Annotated in this window: 28 protein-coding genes and 1 pseudogene; 1 reads left to right on the top strand and 28 read right to left on the bottom strand. The window is 40.4% G+C overall.

Annotated features, from left to right (window positions below; translation table 11 throughout):
* Positions 1 to 24 precede the first annotated feature (24 nt).
* The 14 genes from ACYJZR_RS06445 to ACYJZR_RS06380 form a co-directional block, all read right to left on the bottom strand.
* On the bottom strand, positions 25 to 714 hold the full coding sequence (locus ACYJZR_RS06445) for a hypothetical protein (RefSeq protein ID WP_349974013.1): 690 nt from the start codon (positions 712 to 714) through the stop codon (positions 25 to 27).
* A gap of 212 nt (positions 715 to 926) precedes the next feature.
* Positions 927 to 1,220: a hypothetical protein gene (locus ACYJZR_RS06440; protein ID WP_461715852.1), complete on the bottom strand. Its 294-nt coding sequence runs from the start codon at positions 1,218 to 1,220 to the stop codon at positions 927 to 929.
* A 104-nt stretch (positions 1,221 to 1,324) separates the two neighbouring features.
* The gene (locus ACYJZR_RS06435) at positions 1,325 to 2,029 is read right to left on the bottom strand and encodes a class I SAM-dependent methyltransferase (RefSeq protein WP_140107913.1); all 705 of its coding nucleotides are present in this window, start codon (positions 2,027 to 2,029) and stop codon (positions 1,325 to 1,327) included.
* Between the two features lie 156 nt (positions 2,030 to 2,185).
* Positions 2,186 to 2,620: a GNAT family N-acetyltransferase gene (locus ACYJZR_RS06430; protein ID WP_046268212.1), complete on the bottom strand. Its 435-nt coding sequence runs from the start codon at positions 2,618 to 2,620 to the stop codon at positions 2,186 to 2,188.
* A 145-nt stretch (positions 2,621 to 2,765) separates the two neighbouring features.
* Entirely contained in the window at positions 2,766 to 3,083 is a 318-nt protein-coding gene (locus ACYJZR_RS06425) for a hypothetical protein (RefSeq protein ID WP_021448742.1), read from the bottom strand.
* A 150-nt stretch (positions 3,084 to 3,233) separates the two neighbouring features.
* A complete protein-coding gene (locus ACYJZR_RS06420) occupies positions 3,234 to 3,473 on the bottom strand; it encodes a hypothetical protein (protein ID WP_237458071.1) in 240 nt (79 codons plus the stop codon).
* Positions 3,474 to 4,181: 708 nt separating this feature from the next.
* The gene (locus tag ACYJZR_RS06415) at positions 4,182 to 4,868 is read right to left on the bottom strand and encodes an HAD family hydrolase (protein ID WP_461715851.1); all 687 of its coding nucleotides are present in this window, start codon (positions 4,866 to 4,868) and stop codon (positions 4,182 to 4,184) included.
* Positions 4,869 to 4,996: 128 nt separating this feature from the next.
* On the bottom strand, positions 4,997 to 5,593 hold the full coding sequence (locus ACYJZR_RS06410) for a DJ-1/PfpI family protein (RefSeq protein ID WP_461715850.1): 597 nt from the start codon (positions 5,591 to 5,593) through the stop codon (positions 4,997 to 4,999).
* A 184-nt stretch (positions 5,594 to 5,777) separates the two neighbouring features.
* Complete coding sequence (locus tag ACYJZR_RS06405) at positions 5,778 to 6,068, bottom strand: YkgJ family cysteine cluster protein (protein ID WP_461715849.1); 291 nt, start codon at positions 6,066 to 6,068, stop codon at positions 5,778 to 5,780.
* A 207-nt stretch (positions 6,069 to 6,275) separates the two neighbouring features.
* Entirely contained in the window at positions 6,276 to 6,593 is a 318-nt protein-coding gene (locus ACYJZR_RS06400; RefSeq protein WP_044023840.1) for a hypothetical protein, read from the bottom strand.
* A gap of 150 nt (positions 6,594 to 6,743) precedes the next feature.
* On the bottom strand, positions 6,744 to 7,232 hold the full coding sequence (locus tag ACYJZR_RS06395; protein ID WP_029849863.1) for a 2-thiouracil desulfurase family protein: 489 nt from the start codon (positions 7,230 to 7,232) through the stop codon (positions 6,744 to 6,746).
* Between the two features lie 629 nt (positions 7,233 to 7,861).
* Positions 7,862 to 8,608 (bottom strand): carbon-nitrogen hydrolase family protein, encoded by a 747-nt coding sequence (locus tag ACYJZR_RS06390; protein WP_461715848.1) that lies wholly within the window; start codon positions 8,606 to 8,608, stop codon positions 7,862 to 7,864.
* A gap of 150 nt (positions 8,609 to 8,758) precedes the next feature.
* Complete coding sequence (locus tag ACYJZR_RS06385) at positions 8,759 to 9,256, bottom strand: GFA family protein (protein WP_461715847.1); 498 nt, start codon at positions 9,254 to 9,256, stop codon at positions 8,759 to 8,761.
* Between the two features lie 86 nt (positions 9,257 to 9,342).
* Positions 9,343 to 9,870: an AAA family ATPase gene (locus ACYJZR_RS06380; protein WP_025527050.1), complete on the bottom strand. Its 528-nt coding sequence runs from the start codon at positions 9,868 to 9,870 to the stop codon at positions 9,343 to 9,345.
* A 261-nt stretch (positions 9,871 to 10,131) separates the two neighbouring features.
* On the opposite strand from ACYJZR_RS06380, the gene ACYJZR_RS06375 reads away from it, so the two are divergent.
* Positions 10,132 to 10,434: a hypothetical protein gene (locus ACYJZR_RS06375; RefSeq protein WP_053314549.1), complete on the top strand. Its 303-nt coding sequence runs from the start codon at positions 10,132 to 10,134 to the stop codon at positions 10,432 to 10,434.
* An 819-nt stretch (positions 10,435 to 11,253) separates the two neighbouring features.
* Here ACYJZR_RS06375 and ACYJZR_RS06370 read toward each other — a convergent pair.
* From ACYJZR_RS06370 to ACYJZR_RS06305, 14 genes and pseudogenes are all read right to left on the bottom strand, one after another.
* Positions 11,254 to 11,748, bottom strand: coding sequence for a hypothetical protein (locus tag ACYJZR_RS06370; protein ID WP_100661986.1), 495 nt, complete (start codon positions 11,746 to 11,748; stop codon positions 11,254 to 11,256).
* 618 nt (positions 11,749 to 12,366) lie between these two features.
* Entirely contained in the window at positions 12,367 to 13,167 is an 801-nt protein-coding gene (locus ACYJZR_RS06365; RefSeq protein WP_021448777.1) for an HNH endonuclease, read from the bottom strand.
* Positions 13,168 to 13,302: 135 nt separating this feature from the next.
* Positions 13,303 to 13,713 (bottom strand): annotated as a pseudogene (locus tag ACYJZR_RS06360) (cytidine deaminase).
* Positions 13,714 to 13,861: 148 nt separating this feature from the next.
* Positions 13,862 to 14,662 (bottom strand): HNH endonuclease, encoded by an 801-nt coding sequence (locus ACYJZR_RS06355; protein ID WP_021448777.1) that lies wholly within the window; start codon positions 14,660 to 14,662, stop codon positions 13,862 to 13,864.
* Between the two features lie 135 nt (positions 14,663 to 14,797).
* Entirely contained in the window at positions 14,798 to 15,274 is a 477-nt protein-coding gene (locus tag ACYJZR_RS06350; protein WP_406966467.1) for a GNAT family N-acetyltransferase, read from the bottom strand.
* 1,037 nt (positions 15,275 to 16,311) lie between these two features.
* The gene (locus tag ACYJZR_RS06345) at positions 16,312 to 16,692 is read right to left on the bottom strand and encodes a VOC family protein (protein WP_406966469.1); all 381 of its coding nucleotides are present in this window, start codon (positions 16,690 to 16,692) and stop codon (positions 16,312 to 16,314) included.
* Between the two features lie 151 nt (positions 16,693 to 16,843).
* Positions 16,844 to 17,587, bottom strand: a complete 744-nt coding sequence (locus tag ACYJZR_RS06340; RefSeq protein WP_332205045.1) for a hypothetical protein — start codon at positions 17,585 to 17,587, stop codon at positions 16,844 to 16,846.
* A gap of 143 nt (positions 17,588 to 17,730) precedes the next feature.
* Complete coding sequence (locus ACYJZR_RS06335; protein ID WP_140178143.1) at positions 17,731 to 18,063, bottom strand: hypothetical protein; 333 nt, start codon at positions 18,061 to 18,063, stop codon at positions 17,731 to 17,733.
* A 164-nt stretch (positions 18,064 to 18,227) separates the two neighbouring features.
* On the bottom strand, positions 18,228 to 18,623 hold the full coding sequence (locus ACYJZR_RS06330) for an ACT domain-containing protein (protein ID WP_406966470.1): 396 nt from the start codon (positions 18,621 to 18,623) through the stop codon (positions 18,228 to 18,230).
* Between the two features lie 138 nt (positions 18,624 to 18,761).
* Positions 18,762 to 19,226 carry a GNAT family N-acetyltransferase gene (locus tag ACYJZR_RS06325; RefSeq protein WP_406966471.1) on the bottom strand — a complete coding sequence of 155 codons (465 nt, stop codon included), beginning with the start codon at positions 19,224 to 19,226 and terminating at the stop codon, positions 18,762 to 18,764.
* A 691-nt stretch (positions 19,227 to 19,917) separates the two neighbouring features.
* The gene (locus ACYJZR_RS06320; RefSeq protein ID WP_140155432.1) at positions 19,918 to 20,382 is read right to left on the bottom strand and encodes a GNAT family N-acetyltransferase; all 465 of its coding nucleotides are present in this window, start codon (positions 20,380 to 20,382) and stop codon (positions 19,918 to 19,920) included.
* Between the two features lie 184 nt (positions 20,383 to 20,566).
* Positions 20,567 to 21,157, bottom strand: coding sequence for a cold shock and DUF1294 domain-containing protein (locus tag ACYJZR_RS06315; RefSeq protein WP_311018156.1), 591 nt, complete (start codon positions 21,155 to 21,157; stop codon positions 20,567 to 20,569).
* Positions 21,158 to 21,316: 159 nt separating this feature from the next.
* A complete protein-coding gene (locus tag ACYJZR_RS06310; protein WP_406966481.1) occupies positions 21,317 to 21,697 on the bottom strand; it encodes a TonB family protein in 381 nt (126 codons plus the stop codon).
* A 137-nt stretch (positions 21,698 to 21,834) separates the two neighbouring features.
* Complete coding sequence (locus tag ACYJZR_RS06305; RefSeq protein WP_406966480.1) at positions 21,835 to 22,581, bottom strand: hypothetical protein; 747 nt, start codon at positions 22,579 to 22,581, stop codon at positions 21,835 to 21,837.
* Positions 22,582 to 22,611: the final 30 nt, after the last annotated feature.

The following is a 22,611-nucleotide window of genomic DNA, read 5'->3' as shown; positions in this document are numbered from 1 at the left end:
GGTGAATCACTCTTAAATTGTTTGTTATATCTTGTCGCTAATGAACCCTTCTGACTTATACACTTCCACAAATAATTTGTACTTATTGATTAGCATCGTGGCATGATCACTTAGGCTTGATTGCAATTCTCTGTAACGGGCTTCCGAAGGTCCATTTCTCCAATCAAATGGAGGGACAACCATCAAAGGCTTACGTTGCGGATGGTCGACTGACAAAAAAGAAATACAGATTTCATTAAAGCTATACACAGCATTTAGGAACTCTTCCTTGGCTGCTTCCACTTTTGGATTGTAAATCTTATACTTTGGTCCATTGAAGTCTTCTGCTCTATCAAGAGATCTAGCAAATTCATATGGCATACCGGAGATGTATGAAAGATCTACATGGTGTAACGTATCTTCGTAAGGCAGCAGTTCAACGATTTTTTCTATAATACGAAGATCATGTGACTTTTTTGCTTGCTCTTCCTCATGCTCAGATGAGTTAATGCTGCCAATCGTTACATTCATATCTCCACCAGATTGAAACCCATTCCCTGAGCCAACATTCAAAGTCTGCTCATGATTCTTACTGTTATCAATTTTATTAACTTGATTCTTGAACTTAAGATTAATAACTTTCGACCCACCCCAAAAAAGCCCAATAATACCAACAAAGGTTCCTATATATGTTGCCGCATCTGCTCCGACATTCTCATTGAGCCAATCTATCATTTTGTTTCCTATAAGCTAATTGGGGAATTTAGCTATTTTAATACAGCTATCGGACTGTAGAAAGATATAACGCTCTGTTAAGGGGTGAACAACGCAATAACAAAACTACTGCATATCGCCGTAAACACTAAAACCAACGCATAGTAAAAATGCCACGCGTTGTGAATCCCTCTTGAACAGTTTGTTATTGCGCTGAGCTAACTGCGCCACTATCAGCATCCATTTGATAGCCAAAATTCATACCGTTCTTTTGCCCTTTCAGATACACGCAACACTTTGCCTTCAATCCACTTAGGAGCATGTTTTCGATTCAAAATGGAAATATTTAGCTTATCCCCAGATTCTGATGTGCAATCATCGCAACCTAATCCATATTGATTGCGTAACCATCTTTTACCTTGAAAATAATAAGAGCGACCGTTTCGAGTCAGTTTGACGATATCAATCAAAACAGTACCACTTTCCAACTCAATATATGCTAACAGCTCTCTTTGTTTATGCTTCATTTTTGCCTCTGCGCAATAACGCCGCATTAAGGTGTGAGCAGCGCTTGGCTATACTTGAGCGAAGCGAAAGCGCCAAGCGTTGCGAATCACTCTTAAATGCTTTGTTATGTGCGCACTTTTTCACACCTAAAGAATATGAAGTTTGGGTTATTCTTTAGGTGATTGTACGTTGATTCAGACAACTCTTTTGCCTTTTCATCAATCATACCTTCGCTGATTTTTGATATCAGCAGCCCTGTGTTCGTAATTGCTTCACTAATTTCAGTTAACGAACGGCGATAGAATTGTACTTTTACTGGAGGCCCAACAGTATTCCACTCTTCTTCAACAAGCTCACGACTAAAATAGTTTCCTGACTCTGAGCCATCAAAATCAGCAAAAGGGTGATGAGTAGAAAAAACCATATAGCCGCCCGGTTTCAAAACACGATAAACCGACTCAAAAACAGGTGTTAAATTCTCAATGTAGTGCAGCACCAATGGACATACTATTACGTCCGCACTATTGTCTTTCTCCAAGGGTAAACCTTGGGATAGGTTCTGGCAGTATGCATGAACATTGGAACCAAACTTATTTTTAACTAGAGCTATCATCTCTTCTGATATGTCTGTACAAGTCAATCGACCCACCGATTGTTCAAGCAGCCATTGAGCATACTCCCCAGGACCACAGCCCATATCAATAACATTTTTACCTTGTAGGTCCCCCAACAAAGCCATCGTTGACGGACGCTCCAATAGTGCGTTGTAAATATTGTCTTTTACGACTTCAGCATACTTAACAGCATGTTTCGTATACATTTCTGACATGAGATTCACCTACAAGAATCAAAGGTGGATGGATAGCACATAACGCCCGCTTAAGTGGTGAGCAACGCAATACGATGTTTCCGCACACCACCTAAATCACTAAACTTAACGCATGGTAAAAATGCCACGCGTTGCGAATCCGTCTTGAAGCGTTTGTTATGCCTCTGACTTACGGTAAACATCTGGATGCCAAATTTGCATTAGTATCTCTGGATTTTCAATTGGTTGGAAACCGTATTGCGCGTACAAACCATGCGCATCTCTTGTTGCCAATACCATACGCCTTAAACCTTGCAGATCAGGGTGAGACACTATTCTTTCAACGAGCCACTTGCTCAAACCTTTTCCTCGGTGCATCTCTACTATGAATACATCAACAAGGTAAGCAAACGTTGCTTTGTCTGTTATCAGGCGAGCAAAGCCTACTTGAAAATCATGGCTATCATAGACACCAAAGCAAAGGGAATTTGAAATGGCTTTTTCTAGGGTATGTTTTGGTATTCCTGACGCCCAGTAACTTTCTGAGATAAATTCGTAGATCACCTCAAAGTTGAGGTGACTTTTATCCGTGCTGATTCTGTATCCTTGCACCATTTTTCCTCCTTGAGGCATAACGCCCAATTAAGGTGTGAAGCACGCAACCCCATAACCCAACTGGAGCACCGTAAACACTGAACTCAACTCGAACTAAAAATGCCAAGCGTGCTGAATCACTCTTAAATTGTTTGTTAGGTTTTTATTTCTGCTCGTCAACTGACGTAATGATCCCTGGCTCTAACAACTCTGCGGCAGCTAATAGCGAAGCGGCCAAGCTAGACTTTTCCCAGAGGCCTTTTGTACTGATATGCAATGCGTCATCAGTAACAAATACCTCTGGTAACTCACCGTTACCTTTTAGAATAATTAGGTTAGCTTCAACGGAATCACTGTTCGGTGAATCAACTATATCAAGGTGAACTGAAGTTTTTAGAAAATTATTGACTCGTGCAGAAGCGTTGTCGTCATACATCTCAATACTAAAGATATGATCTTCGTTGCTACTTTCAAATTTCATAAAATATTCTCCGAATACTATTGCTAAAACCTAACGCCGCATTAAGGGGTGAACAACGCATTCCACCCAAACTAAACCATTGTGCCGTAAACACTAAAGCCAATTCAAACCAAAACTGCCAAGCGTTGTGAATCCCTCTTGAATGCTTTGTTAGTTGCCAAACCTAACGCTTTGATTTGAAGTTGATTGCCGTTTTGCCAACACCAGCTTTATGTGTATTGATAGACTCAAATCAGGCGCAGTTTCAAAGCGTTTGTCACTGAAACCACTTGGAACACGAAACGCCGTAGAAAACGAACTGACAACACCAAAAAGACCTTTTGGAGAAACAATGCCACAAAGCTGACTTTCAACAAGTAAATCGGTTTCTGAAACGGAAAATCCAACCACAAAAGAAACCTGAGAACGATTTTCACAAACCCGAACGATTCAAAATTGAAGTACGAAACGCCACCAAAAACACACTAATTTTAACTCTAAACATTCTGCTTTAGCTGCGTTTTCCTCGTTGGCAACTAACGCCTTGTTAAGGGGTGAGCAACGCAATACCGATGCCGCCGCATAACGCCTTAATCACTAAAATCAACGCATAGTGAAAATGCCACGCGTTGCGAATCCCTCTTGAACAATTTGTTAGCTTTTAACTGTCGTCGTCTACAGATTCTGAAGCATTACAGTCAATATCACTAGGGGTTTTGTTTAGCGATATTACCCAAGAGAGAAATAGTAAATTTCCTAAACCAAAGCCCTTTTTTCTAATTATCGGCACATCATCTAATACCGAGTACAGTATGAGACAAGAGCCGATAATTGGTAGTAACCAACACAAAACTAGCGCATTAATCTTTTGCTTTCGGCTGAACCCTTCAGATAAAAATACACAATATGACACGCTGATATTTAAGTACAGAATTGTGCCGACAACCAAAAAAGTTACTGTCCAAACGAGCAAATCTGACTCCCTATTTCACTGTAAAAGCTAACGCCGCGTTAAGTAGTGAGCAACGCAACCACCTAACCTAAACCATTGCACCTTAGACACAAAACTCAATTTGAACTGAGAATGCCACGCGTTGCGAATCTGCCTTAAACGCTTTGTTATGCGTAAACTAACGTTGTTCGCCATAGCTGATCGAACTCTTGAAAAGTAGAAAAACTATGGTCAACGTACTCTGGTTTATGCAACTTTTCAGTTTTCCACAATGTCACAAGACCTAAATTTTTCGCAGGAGCCATATCAGATGACAAACTGTCTCCGCAAAAGCACACCTTTTGGTCGCTATCGCTAAATTTACTTAAACCCATTTTAAAAATACTTAAATCAGGCTTTTTAACACCAACACCGCCTGATGTAATTATGAAATCAAAGTACTCATCGAACCCCAAAGCCGCAATTTTGTGCTTTTGAAAAAAGTCCCGACCATTCGTTATACAGCCGATGGAAACACCACTATTTTTCAACATTGCTAATGTCTCCTGCGCACCATCGAAAGGAACCGAAAACTCATGGAAGGAACGGTCAAAGGCTAACAATAGCTCTCGCTCAAGTTTTGGCGAAAAGTTAAAGCGTTCAGCTAATACTCTAAAAACTTGAGTTTTAGGTTGGATGATATTGTTTTGAGCAATAAACTCACTGACAAACCGTTGTTCCGGTACAACTAGATTATTCAGCGTTGTATTTAAAAGCTCATCAGCATAACTTTTAAGAGACGCACTTTTGTCATGCAATGTATCGTCTAAATCAAATATTATGTTCAACAGACTATCCTTGTCTTCATTACGCATAACGCCGCGTTAAGTGGTGAACAACGCCACCACCCAACCTAAACCACTGCACCGTAAACACTTAAGCTAAATCAAACCGAAAACGCCAAGCGTTGTGAATCCGTCTTAAACGCTTTGTTAGGCAAATTTTATAGATATGCACCCACTACTGACATACAGTGCTGAACTGTGCTCTCTTTTTCACCGACAGACGCAACATAATGAATTGCCGATTCTGCGTCCGTCCGACCCGATAACTTGCTAATCACCCACGTAGCCAAGTACTTCGATGATAAACAACCACCTGCTGTAGCAATATTACCTTTGGCATAAAAGGGTTGTTCTAAAACAGTCACTCCTGATTCCACAACCCAAGGTTTTGTTGTTAAATCGGTACAAGCTGGTATGTGATGCAGTAAACCAAGTGCTGACATGAGCAACGTACCTGAACATTGTCCACCAATTAACTGCGTTTCAGGGTTTAGCTGTAGCCTTGAAAGTATATCTCTGTCTTGAGAGATATCACGCGTTAGTACACCGCTACCAAATAATACGACGTTGGCACTATTAGCAAACTCAAGAGGTTGTTGAGATTGGATTGTAACTCCATTCATTGAAGTGACGTATTGAGAGGGACTCGTTATTTGCACGTTCCAACCTGCGTCTTTCATACGGTTCAAAATACCCGCTGCTATAAATGAATCCAGTTCATTAAATCCGTCAAAAGTTAGTACAGCAATGTCCATATTTGCTCCTATTTGCCTAACGCCGCGTTAAGGGGTGAGCAACGCATACCACCCAACCTAAACCATTGTGCCATAAACACAAAAGCTAAATTTTGAACCAAAACTGCCAAGCGTTGAGAATCCCTCTTAAACGCTTTGTTATGGCTTACAACTCACGAATAAATAGAAACGCTAATCGGTTGTTTTATATAAACTTAACACGTTCATCTAAGCACTCATTAGAACCCATTTCGAATTCGCGACATATCCAAGGACGATTTTCATAAATTGTGCACATTAGAGTGTCTCTGTCTAAAGCCGCACACCAACCATCATTTAATCGCATCATTGTTTCACCGCCATACTGGTCACGTGCGATGAACTCTTCTGGCACGCCAGTATCAGAGATAATCATAACTTCAAGACGACAGCAGCAAGCTTTGCAGTTTGAGCAAGATACATTTGAGGAAGGAGGTGTATTAGTTGGTATAAGCATAAGTAACTACAGTTTAGTCAATTGTGCATGATACCGTAAATTTGATGCGGACAACCTTCATTTCTGAGATTGCTTACCTTGTGAGCCATAACGCCGCGTTAAGTGGTGAGCAACGCCTACCACCCAAACTAAACCATTACGCCTTAAACACTAAAGCTAATTCAAACTAAAAATGCCAAGCGTTGGGAATCCGTCTTAAATGCTTTGTTATATTTTGTTTTCGATAACTTTTTTGTGATAACTATTTATCTGCTCGTTTACTTCACGAAGCTTTATTTCTAGCTCGCTTCCTTTTTTTACGTTGTAGAGAAACGCCTTTGAATGAAGGTCATCTTGCCTTGGATTAATCTTTACACCATTCTGTTTTTCGAGAAGCCTAAGATAATGCTCTTTCAGTGCAAGTAACGCATTTAATCGACCAATATCATTAGCTCGACTCGCTTGTTTTACTGACCAACGAGAATAGAGAGCAGAGAGGCAAGACGCTATCAGAGCCAAAACAGATATTACAACGGAAACTTCCATACTTACTTCCAAAATTATAGTCCCCAAAAAATATAACGCCCTGTTAAGGTGTGAGCAACGCAATACCGATGCCTCCGCATACCACCTTAAACACCAAACACAACGCATAGTAAAAATGCCACGCGTTGCGAATCACTCTTAAACAGTTTGTTAGCTATGTTCTTCCAACGCTTCTCGGAGTTTAGCTATCGTATGTTGACTGTAGACTTTAATGCCATTGCGCTCTAACAATGCAGCAGCAACCCCCGAGCCATCGATTTTAATCCCGTTGAATGTACCATCATAAATTTTTGAACTGCCACAGGAAGGACTGCCCTCTGCAAGTATCGCATATTTTATTTGCTGTTTTTTACAAAGTTCCAAAGCGTTCTCTGCCCCACTTACAAATTGTTCAGTAACGTCAATGCCATCATTTCCAACAACGTTTGCCAAACCATCAAGCACATCAACACCTTTACCAGCAATGATTTCAGCAGGTGCTCTAGGAATAGGTAAACCTGCTGATACTTCGGGGCAAAAGACCACCAGTTCTGCGTTTGACTTGAGCCAGAGCAGCTCAGGCTCTTTGACTGATAAACAGCTCGCATTGTATCTAACGTTGTTTCCAACCAAACATGAACTAACGAGAACTTTTACCACTGGTACTCCTTTATATTCGAGAAATAGCTAACGCCGCGTTAAGGGGCGACAACGCTATGCCCCGAAACTTAAAGATTGTGCCGTAAACACATAAGCCAAACTTTGGACTAAAACCGCCAAGCGTTGGGAGTCCCTCTTAAACGCTTTGTTATACGTAATTTCGTCGATTTCTTAATAGCTTGGAAGCATCATACTAAATTAAGCTCAGAACAAAACTCACTAAGATAGGCAGTAAAATACACAACTGAACCAACTTAGTACTTGAAGCGTTATTCTTGTACAAAACGACAATGGAAATTATCCAAATTACTATTGCCAGGTAGCTTAGGCAGTCATCCAAGTCGTTATAATGCTGAAATTTAGAAAGAACTTCCACCATAGACGATTCCGGGGTTGCTTCTAGCTTCATTATTTCCGCATTGGCAACATGACCATAGTATTTCGACCAGCATATTAATACCAGCTGAGTCATTAATGTAACAACTGAGAATATCTTCATACTTCCATTACGTATAACGCCCAATTAAGGTGTGAAGCACGCTGCCACAAACTCAAATTGAACACCATAATCACTAAACTTGATTCAAACTAAAAATGCCAAGCGTGCTGAATCACTCTTAAATTGTTTGTTATGTTTTAGTAGCCTCGAGCTCATTGCCAGCAATAGTACACAAAACCAAACCACTTTCTTTTTCGCTAGAGCTAATAACGAGCTTCCCAAATGAATCCCAAACTGAACTTTTACCACAAGTTTCCCAGCTACCTGTTTCTGATATATGGTTGCTTAGAAGTACAGGGATTCGGTGTTCTAAAGCAATTTCGGATAGGATTTTAGAATCAGGGGTAAAGCCATTACCAGAAATTAGAGCACTTACAACATAAGCATCCGCACCGAGCTTTTTAACCCGCTGAGAATGTTCCGGTGTTGTGAAGTCGGCACAAATAGCCAGTGCTATTTGATGCCCATTAACAGTAAAAAAATAATCGGTCGCCCCAAAAGAACAATACTTCTCTTCGCCTTCATGTAGATATTGCTTTGAATAAAATTGGACTGAGCCATCGGGAAAACAAACTACCGCACCTATTGTTGGCTTTGAGGAATTGTTAGCTTTTAGCGGACAACCTGCAATAACTATAATCTCATTTTCAACTGACGCTTGAGATAGTTCTTTAAAACTCAACGGCTCAGGCGAAAAAGCCAGCTCAGCAACCAAGTCTAGTTCATAGCCCGTCAATGATAATTCCGGAAAAACGACAACATCGGCTTTGTAAGAAGATGATTTCTTGATCATTTTAATATGATTTTCAATATTCCCACATAAGTCGCCTCTCACGATCGGGATTTGAGCCAAGCTTATAGTTACACCAGTTTTCAAGTTTCCTCCTTAAAACATAACGCCGCGTTAAGGGGTGAACAACGCTATACCACCCGACTTAAACCATTGTGCCATAAACACAAAAGCTGAACTTTGAACCAATACTGCCAAGCGTTGAGAATCCCTCTTGAACGCCTTGTTATGCGTGCGTTACCTGCATATTTTTAACCAATCTTTCTCAGTTGGCATCGTATCAAATTTCGGTATACCGTCATTTATAAAACCCACATCCCAACTAGCATGAGAACCAACATAAACATGAGCAGAAACTTTTGTATCCACAGGTTCGGACAGCAGACCAGCTGGCACCCAATATGAATCACCGCTTGAGCTGATATTCGGTACTGGGCTACCGCATTGACAGCAAAACTCAGATTTAAAACCTGAGGTCGTAGAAAATGACCTAATTTGATGTTCGCCGGAACGCCACTTAAAATTTGATGCTTCAACTATCAACGCTGAATTTGATGAAGAACCCGATACCTTGCGACACAGAGAACAATGGCATTGATAGATGGGTGGCAATTCGCCTGACAACTCAAACGAAACCTCTCCACACAAACAGTTTCCTTTCAACTTTAATTCTTCCTTGGTAATTAGTACGCATAACGCCCGCTTAAGTGGTGAGCAACGCAATACCGATGTCACCGCATACCACCTTAATCACTTAAATCAACGCATAGTGAAAATGCCACGCGTTGCGAATCCGTCTTGAAGCGCTTGTTATGCGCGTTTTAATTTATGTGCTCGATTATTAGTTTTGCAACTTTGTCTGGTGACAAATCTGAGTTATCAATATGTATCGTTTTTGGCGTTTCAATTGGTGCATATTCACACTGTTCCAGAAAGCTAGATAATTGATTTGCACACGAAATTTTATGTGTCGGCTTGCGCTCTTGTGATTCAACCCGACGTAACAACTCTGACCTTGATGGCGACAAGTGAACCGGATAAAAGTCAATTTGCTCTTGTTTGAAGAAATCTAAATAGCCTTGAATTTCTTTCTGATGAATTTTAGAACAAACTACCCACGTCATAACGACATATTGAACACCAATATCTTTAGCTTTTCGGAGTGTTAACCTACGAATATTATCCGTGAACTCATGAAAGTCCTTGGCTCCAAATTCATCGTAGATTGCAAGACTAAGATCTACTGCTAAATGATTATGAATTAATTTGAACCCAAATTGTTCATTCAACTCTTTAGCTACAGTAAGCTTACCTGCTGCCGGAGGACCGTGTATCCATACTACTTTCATAACATCCTATATATTCAATACGATAAAAGCGCATAACGCCCTGCTAAGGGGTGAGCAACGCAATACCTAAGCCGCTGCATACCACCTTAATCACTAAATTCAACGCATAGTAAAAATGCCACGCGTTGCGAATCCCTCTTGAGCAGTTTGTTAGTCGCGAGGCACCGAGCGATAATTTTAAGCCGAACTAAACTTTGCGAACAACAAACTTTATGTGCTTTGATGCATTTAAGTCAGGCGTAGTCTCAAAGCGGCTACTCAATGAAACCACTTAGAACAGCCAACGCCGCAGAAAACGGACTGACAACACCAAAAAGCGCTTTTGGAAAGCCGATCTCACAGTGCGGACTTTCAACAAAGTCACTGAAACCACGTGGAACTTACCACACCAGAGAAAACGTCATTTCAGCGAGTAAATCGGCTTTTGTACCAACAAACTCACCGAGCGGAGTTGCAACCAAAAACAAACTCTCGATTGCCCTGCTCTGTCAGCACCAAAGAACAAAACAATCGCTAGGACACTTGCAAAATTTTGGACTCAAAACAGCTAAAACTAAGTTCTAATGATCGACGATGAATCTGTGTTCCAAACAAACTGCTGCTAAATTTTAAGCTCAGAAACATGATTTTGATTGCTAGCTTTTTCTGGCTACTAACGCCCTGCTAAGGGGTGAGCAACGCAATACAAAAGCCGCCGCACACCACCTTAATCACTAAAACCAACGCATGATAAAAATGCCACGCGTTGCGAATCCCTCTTGAGCAGTTTGTTAGTTTGCAAACCCAAGGAGTTGATTTTACGTTATTTTAAATTTTGAAAACAACAAACCTTATGTGCTTTGATGCAATTAAGTCAGGCGTAGTCTCAAAGCGGCTACTCAATGAAACCACGTGAAACAAACAACGCAGCAGAAAACGAACTCACAACACCAAAAAGTGCTTTTGGAAAACCAATCTCACAATGCGGACTTTCAACAAAGTCACTGAAACCACGTGGAACTTACCACACCAGAAAAAACGTCATTTCAGCGAGTAAATCGGATTTTGTACCAACAAACTCAACGAGCAGAGTTTCAGCAAAAAAGTTCAACTCAGTTAACCAAAAATTCGCCGCACCAAAGAACAAATCAACCGTGAAACAATGCCAATTTTGGGTTTTCACCACACTAGTTAACACTGAAATTGAACGCCGATACGACAATTTCGACCTTGAGCTTTTACCACTAGAACTTGCGATATAGCTGCGTTTTTCCTCTTGCAAACTAACGCCGCATTAAGGTGCGAACAACGCTTAACACCTAAACCAAACCATTGCACCTTATACACTAAAGCCAAATTTAAACTGAGATCGCCAAGCGTTGTGAGTCACTCTTAAATGCTTTGTTATGTGCATTTGGGACTGTGTTTACTTAGGTCTTTTTCTGCTAAGTTCTGCATTTTTGAACAGTCACCAAAGAACTGCAAATTAGCTTCACAATACTGAACTAACATTTGGTTCAGTACACCCTGCTCAGAATATTTGCCATCTAGTTTGGTATAAAGGCTTAGTGTTGTTTGTAAGGTGTCTGCAATAAGTTCATGAGTTTGTTTAGTCAATATTCCTACCTGCAAAGAGTCCAATACTAAAACTGTAGCGAGTGCATCTGATTCAACACCATCGAGTTCACACATTGTATAGCGAGCTAATAGATTCGACTTTTCGACTAGAGGTGCAGAGCCTTCGCCCATCACTAACCTGAATTCGTGTGAACCTTTCTCTAAGCCCTTTTGGTACTCAGCTTTCCTAAATACTTCTACTTGCTCGGTGATAACATAAAAACTTGCATATGCGCCGATACTTAGAGCAATTAGGAAAATTGCTATATATCTAACTATCATTGTGCCTCCTGCACATAACGCCGCATTAAGGGGTGAACAACGCATTCCACCCAAACTAAACCATTGTGCCGTAAACACTTAAGCTGATTCAAACCAAAACTGCCTAGCGTTGTGAATCCCTCTTGAATGCTTTGTTAGTTGCCAAACTTAAACCTTTGATTTGAAGTTAATTGCCACTTTGCCAACACTAGCTTTACGTGTATCGAAAAACTCGAGTCCGGCGTAGTTTCAAAGCGCCTGCCACTGAAACCACTTGGAACTCAAAGCGCCGTAGAAAACGGACTGATCACACCAAAAAGCTCATTTGAAAATGATAATGTCACAAAGCTGACTCTCAACAAGTGAATCGGTTTCTGAAATAGAGAGTCCAACAACAAAAGAAACCAACGCACGATTTTACAGACCCAAATAACTAGAAGTTGAAATACGAAAACCGAGCCAAAAACACACTGATTTTAACTCTAAACATTCTGCTTTAGCTGCGCTTTCCTCGTTGGCAACTAACGCCCTGTTAAGGTGTGAGCAACGCAATACCAAAGCCACCGCATACCACCTTAAACACTAAAACCAACGCATAGTGAAAATGCCACGCGTTGCGAATCACTCTTAAACAGTTTGTTAGGAATTTGAACCCAACAATACTTTGAGTTCTTCGACTGACAGAGTCTGATCTTTTTTCCTATGAACCATTGCGTGACAATTTGCGCATAAAGGGACTAGATCTTTTTCTGGATCCACTAACGTTGAAATACCTAATTGCGACACTGGAACTTTATGATGGATATGAATGTAACCCTCGCCGATGCTGCCATAAACTTTACCGTAGTCGAAACCGCACGCAGCGCAGATAGCCCCATGAATTGCTATTGCTTGGCGCCTTAATTTTGGATTTCTCTCATAAGTAGTGACGTACTTCTTATTGAAGTTACCCTCATGAAATGACTCAAACATGTTTGATTGGTCACTATTCTCTTCCACTCCGTACTTAGGCTTAGCAGTTTGCAAGGCATCTTTAGAAAGGTGTCCTAATATCAGATCGTAGTTTTCTTTGGATATAGGCCTAACACCGTTTCGCCAATAATTTGATATTAGGTTAGAGGGAATACTTTCTAAATACTTACCATCTATTTTGGCAAGGATTGGCTTAGCGAATGTTTCAAAACTATCGATAGTGCCGAAGTAGTCACTTTTAGTACTATTTCTATCGGGAAATACTTTGCCGATTGTTCCAATACCGAAATAGTGAGGTTCGTTAGACAATCTACTTACTTGATACGCTTTGTCTTTAATACGTCCCTTGTAGTAAATAACTTGAGTTCCTGGCTCTAGATACTTTAAGTACCTCTTCGGAAAATGATACAAAACGCCTGTATCATCGTCCCATTGAGAAACATCATTTTCTACTATCACCGCGTACATAACTTTCCTCAAATTTCCTAACGCCCTGTTAAGGTGTGAGCGACGCAATACCGATGCCGCCGCATACCACCTTAAACACTAAAACCAACGCATACTAAAAATGCCACGCGTTGCGAATCACTCTTAAACAGTTTGTTATAGCGGTTTGCCGTTCACAAGTGACCAATGATGAGGCATTAATTCTCGTATAGGTTTGAAAACCAATGCATTCTCTAGAGTTGTTATTGCTGCTTTGACATCCCCACCCCAGTGGACAAGGCGCTCCTGGCAAACTCCGCATGGTGACAAGATTAGAAATTCATCGTTCTCGTTCTCACGACACAGGCATAATGAGTGAGTCACTCGCTCATTGAGTTTGTGAGCCTCTAAATACGCTCCCACTTCCATGCATAGTGAAAGAGCATCGTTTTTGGTATCAGGAGCAATACTTGTTAATATTTTTCCTGACTCTGTTCTAACAGCCGCAGCACCACCCCAACCAGAAGGATATCACATATTTACTAGTTCTATTGCTGCTTGATAGAGCTCTTTTTCGATATTATCCATGACCATCCATATTCAATTTTATCGAGCGCTATAACGCCCTGTTAAGGTGTGAGCAACGCAATACCAAAGCCACCGCATACCACCTTAAACACTAAAACCAACGCATAGTGAAAATGCCACGCGTTGCGAATCACTCTTAAACAGTTTGTTAGGAATTTGAACCCAACAATACTTTGAGTTCTTCGACTGACAGAGTCTGATCTTTTTTCCTATGAACCATTGCGTGACAATTTGCGCATAAAGGGACTAGATCTTTTTCTGGATCCACTAACGTTGAAATACCTAATTGCGACACTGGAACTTTATGATGGATATGAATGTAACCCTCGCCGATGCTGCCATAAACTTTACCGTAGTCGAAACCGCACGCAGCGCAGATAGCCCCATGAATTGCTATTGCTTGGCGCCTTAATTTTGGATTTCTCTCATAAGTAGTGACGTACTTCTTATTGAAGTTACCCTCATGAAATGACTCAAACATGTTTGATTGGTCACTATTCTCTTCCACTCCGTACTTAGGCTTAGCAGTTTGCAAGGCATCTTTAGAAAGGTGTCCTAATATCAGATCGTAGTTTTCTTTGGATATAGGCCTAACACCGTTTCGCCAATAATTTGATATTAGGTTAGAGGGAATACTTTCTAAATACTTACCATCTATTTTGGCAAGGATTGGCTTAGCGAATGTTTCAAAACTATCGATAGTGCCGAAGTAGTCACTTTTAGTACTATTTCTATCGGGAAATACTTTGCCGATTGTTCCAATACCGAAATAGTGAGGTTCGTTAGACAATCTACTTACTTGATACGCTTTGTCTTTAATACGTCCCTTGTAGTAAATAACTTGAGTTCCTGGCTCTAGATACTTTAAGTACCTCTTCGGAAAATGATACAAAACGCCTGTATCATCGTCCCATTGAGAAACATCATTTTCTACTATCACCGCGTACATAACTTTCCTCAAATTTCCTAACGCCCTGTTAAGGGGTGAGCAACGCAATACTGAAGCCGCCGCAAACCACCTTAAACACTAAAACCAACGCATAGTGAAAATGCCACGCGTTGCGAATCCCTCTTGAACAGTTTGTTAGGTGCGTAGCCAAAGTTGGTAAAAGTCTGTTTCATTGTGCTTGAGATTCTTGCGCACGAACTCCCAACCATGGCGCTTATAGAATGTAAGAGCTCGATGGTTAGTTCGGCTTACTGAAAGTACAGCACGCAAACAACCCGCTTTACTCAAAGTGCTTACAATATAATCCTGCACTTTTGGAGCAAGTCCTGAACCACGAAAATTCGGCTTTAAGTAAATGAGATGCACATAGCCAGTCTCCGGCTCAGGTGAAAAACTGCGAAACTCTAACTGCCCTGCAAACTGACCATCCACAAATACATGGATATAGAACCATTCTGATGTTGCTAACCTGTCTAAGACTCGTTCACGATAACCACTGATGAAGTCGTCGAAACCATCGTAATGCCCAAAACTACAAAAGTATGCATCTTTTCTCGCAGCAACGCATAATTCGAAATCATCAATATTTATCTGCCGAAAAGCAATTTCCATACTTACCTTTTCCTTCAAGCACCTAACGCCCTGTTAAGGTGTGAGCAACGCATTACCGATGCCGCCGCATACCACCTCAAACACTAAAATCAACGCATAGTAAAAATGCCACGTGTTGCAAATCACTCTTGAACAGTTTGTTATGTGCGCTTGTACAGCGTATTCAATACATTAACAGTTAAGGGCCTAATCTTGTGTTGCTCACAAAAAGATCAATTGTGTGCATTCAACGGCGTTTTTTTAAAGTACAACAAGGCTAAGAAAATGAAATTTAATGGCGGGATAAATGCGAATATAAATCCAAAAATTGCCCCTGCTACACCTTTATTCAGCTTCCTTTCACCTAAAAAGAATCCAATTATTGAGTTGACCACTGCATAAACAATAAAGATCAGTAGAGGTAAATAAATCGCGTGCATAATAAATCCTTTTAAAATAAACACTGTGAGAACGTTATAACTTGCTTTACCTTAGCACATAACGCCGCGTTAAGGGGTGCAGGCACGCAATACAAAAGCTACCGCACAGTGCCGTAACCACCGAACTCAACGCAAACTAAAAATGCCACGCGTGCCAAATCCCACTTAAACGCTTTGTTAGGCTAATTTTACGCTCGCGATTCGCCAATAGATGACAAGAATGGCCAACAATACCCATTGTGTTAAATACAATAAATAATACGATGCTTGGCTATCAATTAAGTAAAAATAAATTACTAGTCCGAAACTCGCGAATACCGAGATGGAATATAGAAACCATAACGCTACACAAACATTATTGTTGAAATCAGAAAGCTTCTCTTCCCGCTCTATACAAGAGAGGAATATAAGTCCAAAACCAATAGTGCCACCCACTCCAAGTTGAAAAAATGAAAGCGGAATCAAAATCCAAAGTGACATCATAATCTCCCTGATTAGCCTAACGCCGCATTAAGGGGTGAACAACGCCACCACCTAACCTAAACCATTGTGCCGTAAACACTTAAGCTAGTTCAAACCAAAACTGCCAAGCGTTGTGAATCCCTCTTAAATGCTTTGTTAGCAAGGTTTTGCAAAGGCTATGATGTGGCCATCAATATCTTTGCTATAACCTACAATGTGCCCCCAATCCCTTTCCTGCACCGGACTCAATTCTACGCCGCCAAAGTTCAAGCTACGTTTGTGGTAATCATGAGGATCTACTACTACTAGGTACAACTCTGAGCTAGGGTTAAGGCAAGCTTCACTAGAGGATGTGCAGTCCATACCTAATAGTTTGTTTATGCCCGCATACGGCATCAAACCTAGCTTACAGTTGTTACTTAGCTGAAACTCTGTCATGCCCGGAACGTTTAATACTGGGGTTAAACCCAATACATGTTCATAGAATTTGGAACTCGCTTCTTGATTCAATACATATAATATGTAATGCGAAAACATACACTTACTCCTTTAAGCTTGCTAACGCCGCATTAAGGTGTGAGCAACGCTACCACGAAGCTAAACCATACCACCGTAAACACGATGCCCAACCTTGAACTGAAAATGCCAAGCGTAGGGAATCACTCTTAAATGCTTTGTTATGTTCGAACTAAATGCATAACTCTTTTTTCACATTAAGCCGATAAACTTTATACAATTCTTTATAGTTATCAATGATCTGAAATAGCTCCCTCATAGCGACATCATATTTTTTAGATCCCTCGAAGTCATCCCAACTTCCAGCTCTGTCACAGTTCCATTGAGGATGTAAACATAACCAAAAATCATCACCTCTCCCTGGACCATAAGCATCAAAGTTACAGACAAAAAACTCGTCCAGTTGACGTGTTACTGGCTTTAATTGATTGAGAGATGATGCTATGGGTTCCAGTACGAATTCAGTTTTAACCTTTTCAATTTCATACATAAAGTCCGTGAGCGGCTTAACTTTACTATAAAAATAGGCATGATTTACTTCTACACCCTCAAAGAAGCGCATTAAGTATTCGTCGTCCAGTATATTATCGAGGTGCTCGAATAAAGCCTTGTCATGCTCAATGGCTTGTTTATTAACTTCAATCTTGCCATTCACCTCAATTTTAGTTTTTTCTCTTTGTAGCAATATGTTGTGAATCAACCCAAAGGCAATTAGGACAACGCCGATAAGGGAATCGTATGGACCTAAAATTCTAATATTAAATTGAGTTTCCAAGAACGCATTGATAATACTTTGCACTAATGAAGTCGAGGTCAGGCCGATACCGGCAATGACTACAGCCCAAGTTACTTTGTTTGAGAACTCAGGGAAGAATAACCTGAATACTTTCTCAATTTTTTCCCAATTAATGTTCAATTTACCTCCTAGAACATAACGCCCAATTAAGGGGTGAACAACGCCTCCACCCAAAACTAAAGAATTGTGCCATAAACACTAAATTTGAAGTAGAAGCAAAAATGCCAAGCGTTGAGAATCCCTCTTAAATTGATTGTTATAAATTATTTGTAGTAGGCCTTATTTTTCACCAAGCACAGCGCAAAAACTATAGAAACCAAAGTACCAACAGGAAATATAAATAGCCCCAATACTGAACCTCCTATTGCCACTTTCCTTGCTATCTCTTTCCGCAAAAACAAACCAACACATACGGTAGTGACAACAAAAGCACTAACGATGCTACCAATTACCCAAGAGCGATCACTCCCAGACTCCATAAGGTTCAAATAAAGCGTGCCATATGCGAACTTCAATGCGAAGATCATAATAAAAGCAGCGACTGAGTTGATGAAAATCACCAACTCCTTCGAATAGTTCGTGTCATTACCGGACAATTTGTTCTCCTCACTGTGATAATTTATAACGCCGCATTAAGTGGTGAGCAACGCAGACCACTGCACTTAAAGTATTGTACCGTAAACACTAAATTCAAAGTAAACCAAAAATGCCGAGCGTTGGGAATCCGTCTTAAATGCTTTGTTAGCAATATGGCTTAACCCTATGCACTGAACTCTTCTAATGCTGAAACTGCCGCTTCAGCTTTACCACTTTGAACAAAGATATGGTCGTGATAATAAGCTGCAATGACATTAGCACTAATACCCTTTGATGCTAACTTGCTAGCCACTGCTGCTGTAAGACCTACAGCTTCCAAACTGGAGTGCACCGTCAGAGTTATTTGACAATATGTACCATCAAACGACAAACCTGCCTTTTCTGCCGCTGATTTCTCTAGAACCAAAGTTAAACCCTCAGATTCAATAAACGTAGCAACTGGATTTAGCTCAACATAGTCTGTTAGAACACCAGAGACTGTACAAAACACAAACTCTGATTCCGCTAACTTTGGACTCATAGAGCGCAATAGTTCATCTAAATCCGTGATTCCTGACATATTGATTTACTCTTATATTGCTAACGCCTTGTTAAGGGGTGAAGCACGCAACACCGATGCTACCGCATACCGCCTTAATCACTAAAACCAACGCATAGTAAAAATGCCACGCGTGCTGAATCCCTCTTGAACAATTTGTTAGCTGTATTTTTCCATTACAAAGTTTCTTAGTTTTTGACCACGGACTTCCATTTCTTGGGCTTGAACGACTTTAAAACCGAAGTGTTCGTAAAATGGACGAGCAGTGATACTGACTTCAGAAAAATAACGTTTTATACCGCGCGAATTGCCAACCTTAAAAACGTGATTCATTAAAGCTTTACCTACACCTTTGCCTTGATACTCATGGTGACAAAAGAAATGGTCTATAAGCCCACTAGCTTGCAAATCTGTGTAGCCAACAATGACACCGTCTATTTCAGCAACAAATGGAGATAACCCTTTCATCCTTTTTTCCCAGACTGACGGATCTAGACGTTCTGGAGCCCAAGCTTCGACTTGAGCTTGAGAATAGTCACGAATATTAATATTCCGAATTGTATAAAAGTGAATATCCCATAGTGCTTTGGCATCTTCTACGCTGTAATTTCTAATTGTAATCATCGTGCTGACTCCATAATACAGCTAACGCCGCGTTAAGTGGTGAACAACGCTAACCACCAAACTTAAACCATTGTACCTTAAACACTAAATTCAACTTGAACTGAAATCGCCAAGCGTTGTGAATCCGCCTTAAACGCCTTGTTAGGCGAAGTTTCCCGCCAGTCTTTAAGTTGGTTTGAAAGCAGATTACCCGAAACACAATAAGCAACCAAACACCCGCTGACTTTTTGTGATTCAAGAACCACAAATGTCACTATGTTTCAGCCAAGATTCCAACAACCACGAAATGCTGACCTTCAGCAACAAAGCAGGTTTTGAACCTGAAAGTGCCAAAGCTACAAACTAGCAGCAAAATCGAAAGCCTCAATTGACTTGCCCTTTCCACACTTTGAGCCAGTGAAACTCACCACTAACCAACTCCAAAAACCAATGAGGCAACCCACGAAAATTGGCATGTTTTACAGCTGGAGATATTCAAGAATTTGAGCCGACAATACCAAATTGCCGACTTAGAAAAACGAATTGCCAAAGGGAACTAAGAAGATGAGAACAAAGAACTTTCCTCTCCGTCGCCTAACGCCCGCTTAAGTGGTGAGCAACTCTACCACGACACTCAATTATTACACCTTAAACACAAAAGCCAATTCAAACCAAAACCGCCAAGCGTTGCGAATCCGCCTTAAAGCGTTTGTTAGGTTTGTTTGCCAATGTTCCGGGCAATCATCAACACTTCATCGGCCGAATATAAATTGGAAATTGTCGTCTCGACTTCAGCGCCTAAAGTACTTTTATATAATTCTTGAGCATAATTATCAGCTCTTGTAGTAACCAACACGTGCTTCAAAATAGATTGTTTAAGAGCAAGCTGATTTTTTACCTGAGGCAATGATTCGACGATCAGCTTTCGACCAATACCATTTCCCTGATAATTCGGCATGACGGCTAGTTGCTCTAATTCCAAAACGGCTTCAGGACGAAAGCCACTTTTCTGTACCCAAATAATATAACCGACGATTTCATTATCAATATCAGCTACATAAATTAAGTAACGTGGGAAGGCATTCAAATTACATTCTAACCATTCATTTGAGTAGTTTTGCCTAACAAACGCAGACTTATGAACGAGAGCTGCACTTGGTAAATCCTTTTCCGTCATTAAACGAATGATCAAATTGACCTCCTGATATCGACAATAAACCTAACGCCCTGTTAAGGTGTGAGCAACGTAATACCTATGCCGCCGCATACCACCTTAAACACTAAACACAACGCATAGTGAAAATGCCACGCGTTGCGAATCACTCTTGAACAGTTTGTTAGCCCACATCTCACAGCTAGTGCTAGAACCAATTGCTAATAAAGTTCTGAACGAACACCGAACCTGATGGAGTGAATGTCCAAACAAATGCTCCAATATTTACGAATATCGTCAGCCACAAAATCGATTTAAATGGCTGTTTTTTAGACTTATGACGAAGTTGATTTTGAGCACATAATGCCCCCATCCAACCACCGAGTAACGATAAAAGATGAAGCGTATTTTCTGGTGTCCGCCATTTGCCGTTTTGAGCGGCATTTTTATCTATTGCGTACATTACGTAGGTTACAATGGACATCAGGATATAAGCTGCAATGAACAGCTTCTCACCACCTAATACGAACACAGCTGTACTCGCTAAGACTAAGTAAACGATGCTAAACATGATTGTTGAAGGTACCGAGCCGGAACCTAGAATTGTTACATTAGTGGCGTTGTAACGCCCTTTTTTGTCTTCGTTAACTTCAAATTTAACTTCATCATCGATCTTAGGACGTCGACCTTTACTCTGAACCGTTGATATATGGAGAAAAACTCTTAGTTCACCATTTAATGCCAAAATGAATCCATAACCTTTTGAGTCATTCCACTCTACAACTTTACCTTTGATCATCGAACTCTACTTTTTACTTCTCTCTTGTGGGCTAACGCCCTGTTAAGGGGTGAGCAACGCAATACCGAAACCGCCGCAAACCACCTTAACCACTAAAGTCAACGCATAGTAAAAATGCCACGTGTTGCGAATCCCTCTTGAACAGTTTGTTATATTTTTCTATTCCGAAAATTTAATTTCAGTTGTCACATATACTGGTATATTCAGTGAGTTAGACTCGGATGGTACGTATTCAACTTTACTTAACGCTTTTAAGGCAATTAGATCCCATTCACCCTTAGGAGACGACTCAACAATTGTAGGATTAAATATCTGGCCATTCGAGTCTATTAAATAGTTAATTAAGACATAACCACCTGTTTTTGGCACCTTTATATTAGACTTCAAACTAAATCTAAAATCCTCTGACGACTGAACCCAATAATCACCTAAGTCATGTTGCTCAACTTTTATTGGAGATTGTGTCAGATACACTTCCTGTTTTGATGCACAACCACATAAAATTAAAAAACTTAGTGACAATATACTCAGTTTTTTCATATACACTCCTTGTAAAATATAACGCCGCGTTAAGGGGTGAACAACGCGACCACCCAACCTAAACCATTACACCGTAAACACTTAAGCTGATTAAAACCCAAACTGCCAAGCGTTGTGAATCCGTCTTAAACGCTTTGTTATGTGTTTCTTGAAATCTGTGAAAGTGTAAATTTTTTTAAGTCTTCACAATCATCAGTATCTATACCAAAACGCCTATATATGCCAGCATATCGCTCCCAATTCATAACCTTCTTTTCGAACTCTTCCATACCACGCGCAAAGTCAAATATGTTATCAATTAATATTTGAATATGAGCTAAGCTATAAACGCAAGATTTATAGTAAGAATAGTTTGAGCCAGTCTCTGAGGGCATTGACTGCATTCTTGAGTGGTGAATTTGCAATAACATCAAAATATTTGCCAAGTAGCCCGCCACTTCTGGTTGTGCGTGTCGAATACAATCTTGAAATACAGCCACATGAAAGTCTGGGTATGGGGTTACAGTGGAAGTCAACTTATCTCTTCGCAGTTTTCTCGAACGCCCTCTTTCATATGACTCCACGACAATTTTACTGCTGCCTTCACAATACTCGCAAAGTTCGCTTAGGGCTTTCGGTAATAGTGCTTTAGAAGCAATAAACTCTCGTTCAGTTTGTTTATTTGCGTTGTATCTTGATATGTTGAAAGCTATTACGCTAGAAGCAAATGCTAAAACTCCGACGTTTAGAGCCTGCCATGTATACCAAACAGAATGAACATGCTCCCAATTGAAATTTGAAGTTACAAATGGATACACGAGCATTGAGAATAGATACAGAACAAACGCCAATAAACAAATTTTATTTCCAATTTTTAACATCAAGTCGAAGTCAATTTTTCTCATTAACGTAAATCTACCTCATTACACATAACG

The sequence above is a fragment of the Vibrio sp. RC2502 genome, assembly GCF_054850435.1.
The sequence above is the reverse complement of the archived record's forward strand: the minus strand, read 5'-3'. Positions and strand labels throughout refer to the sequence as shown.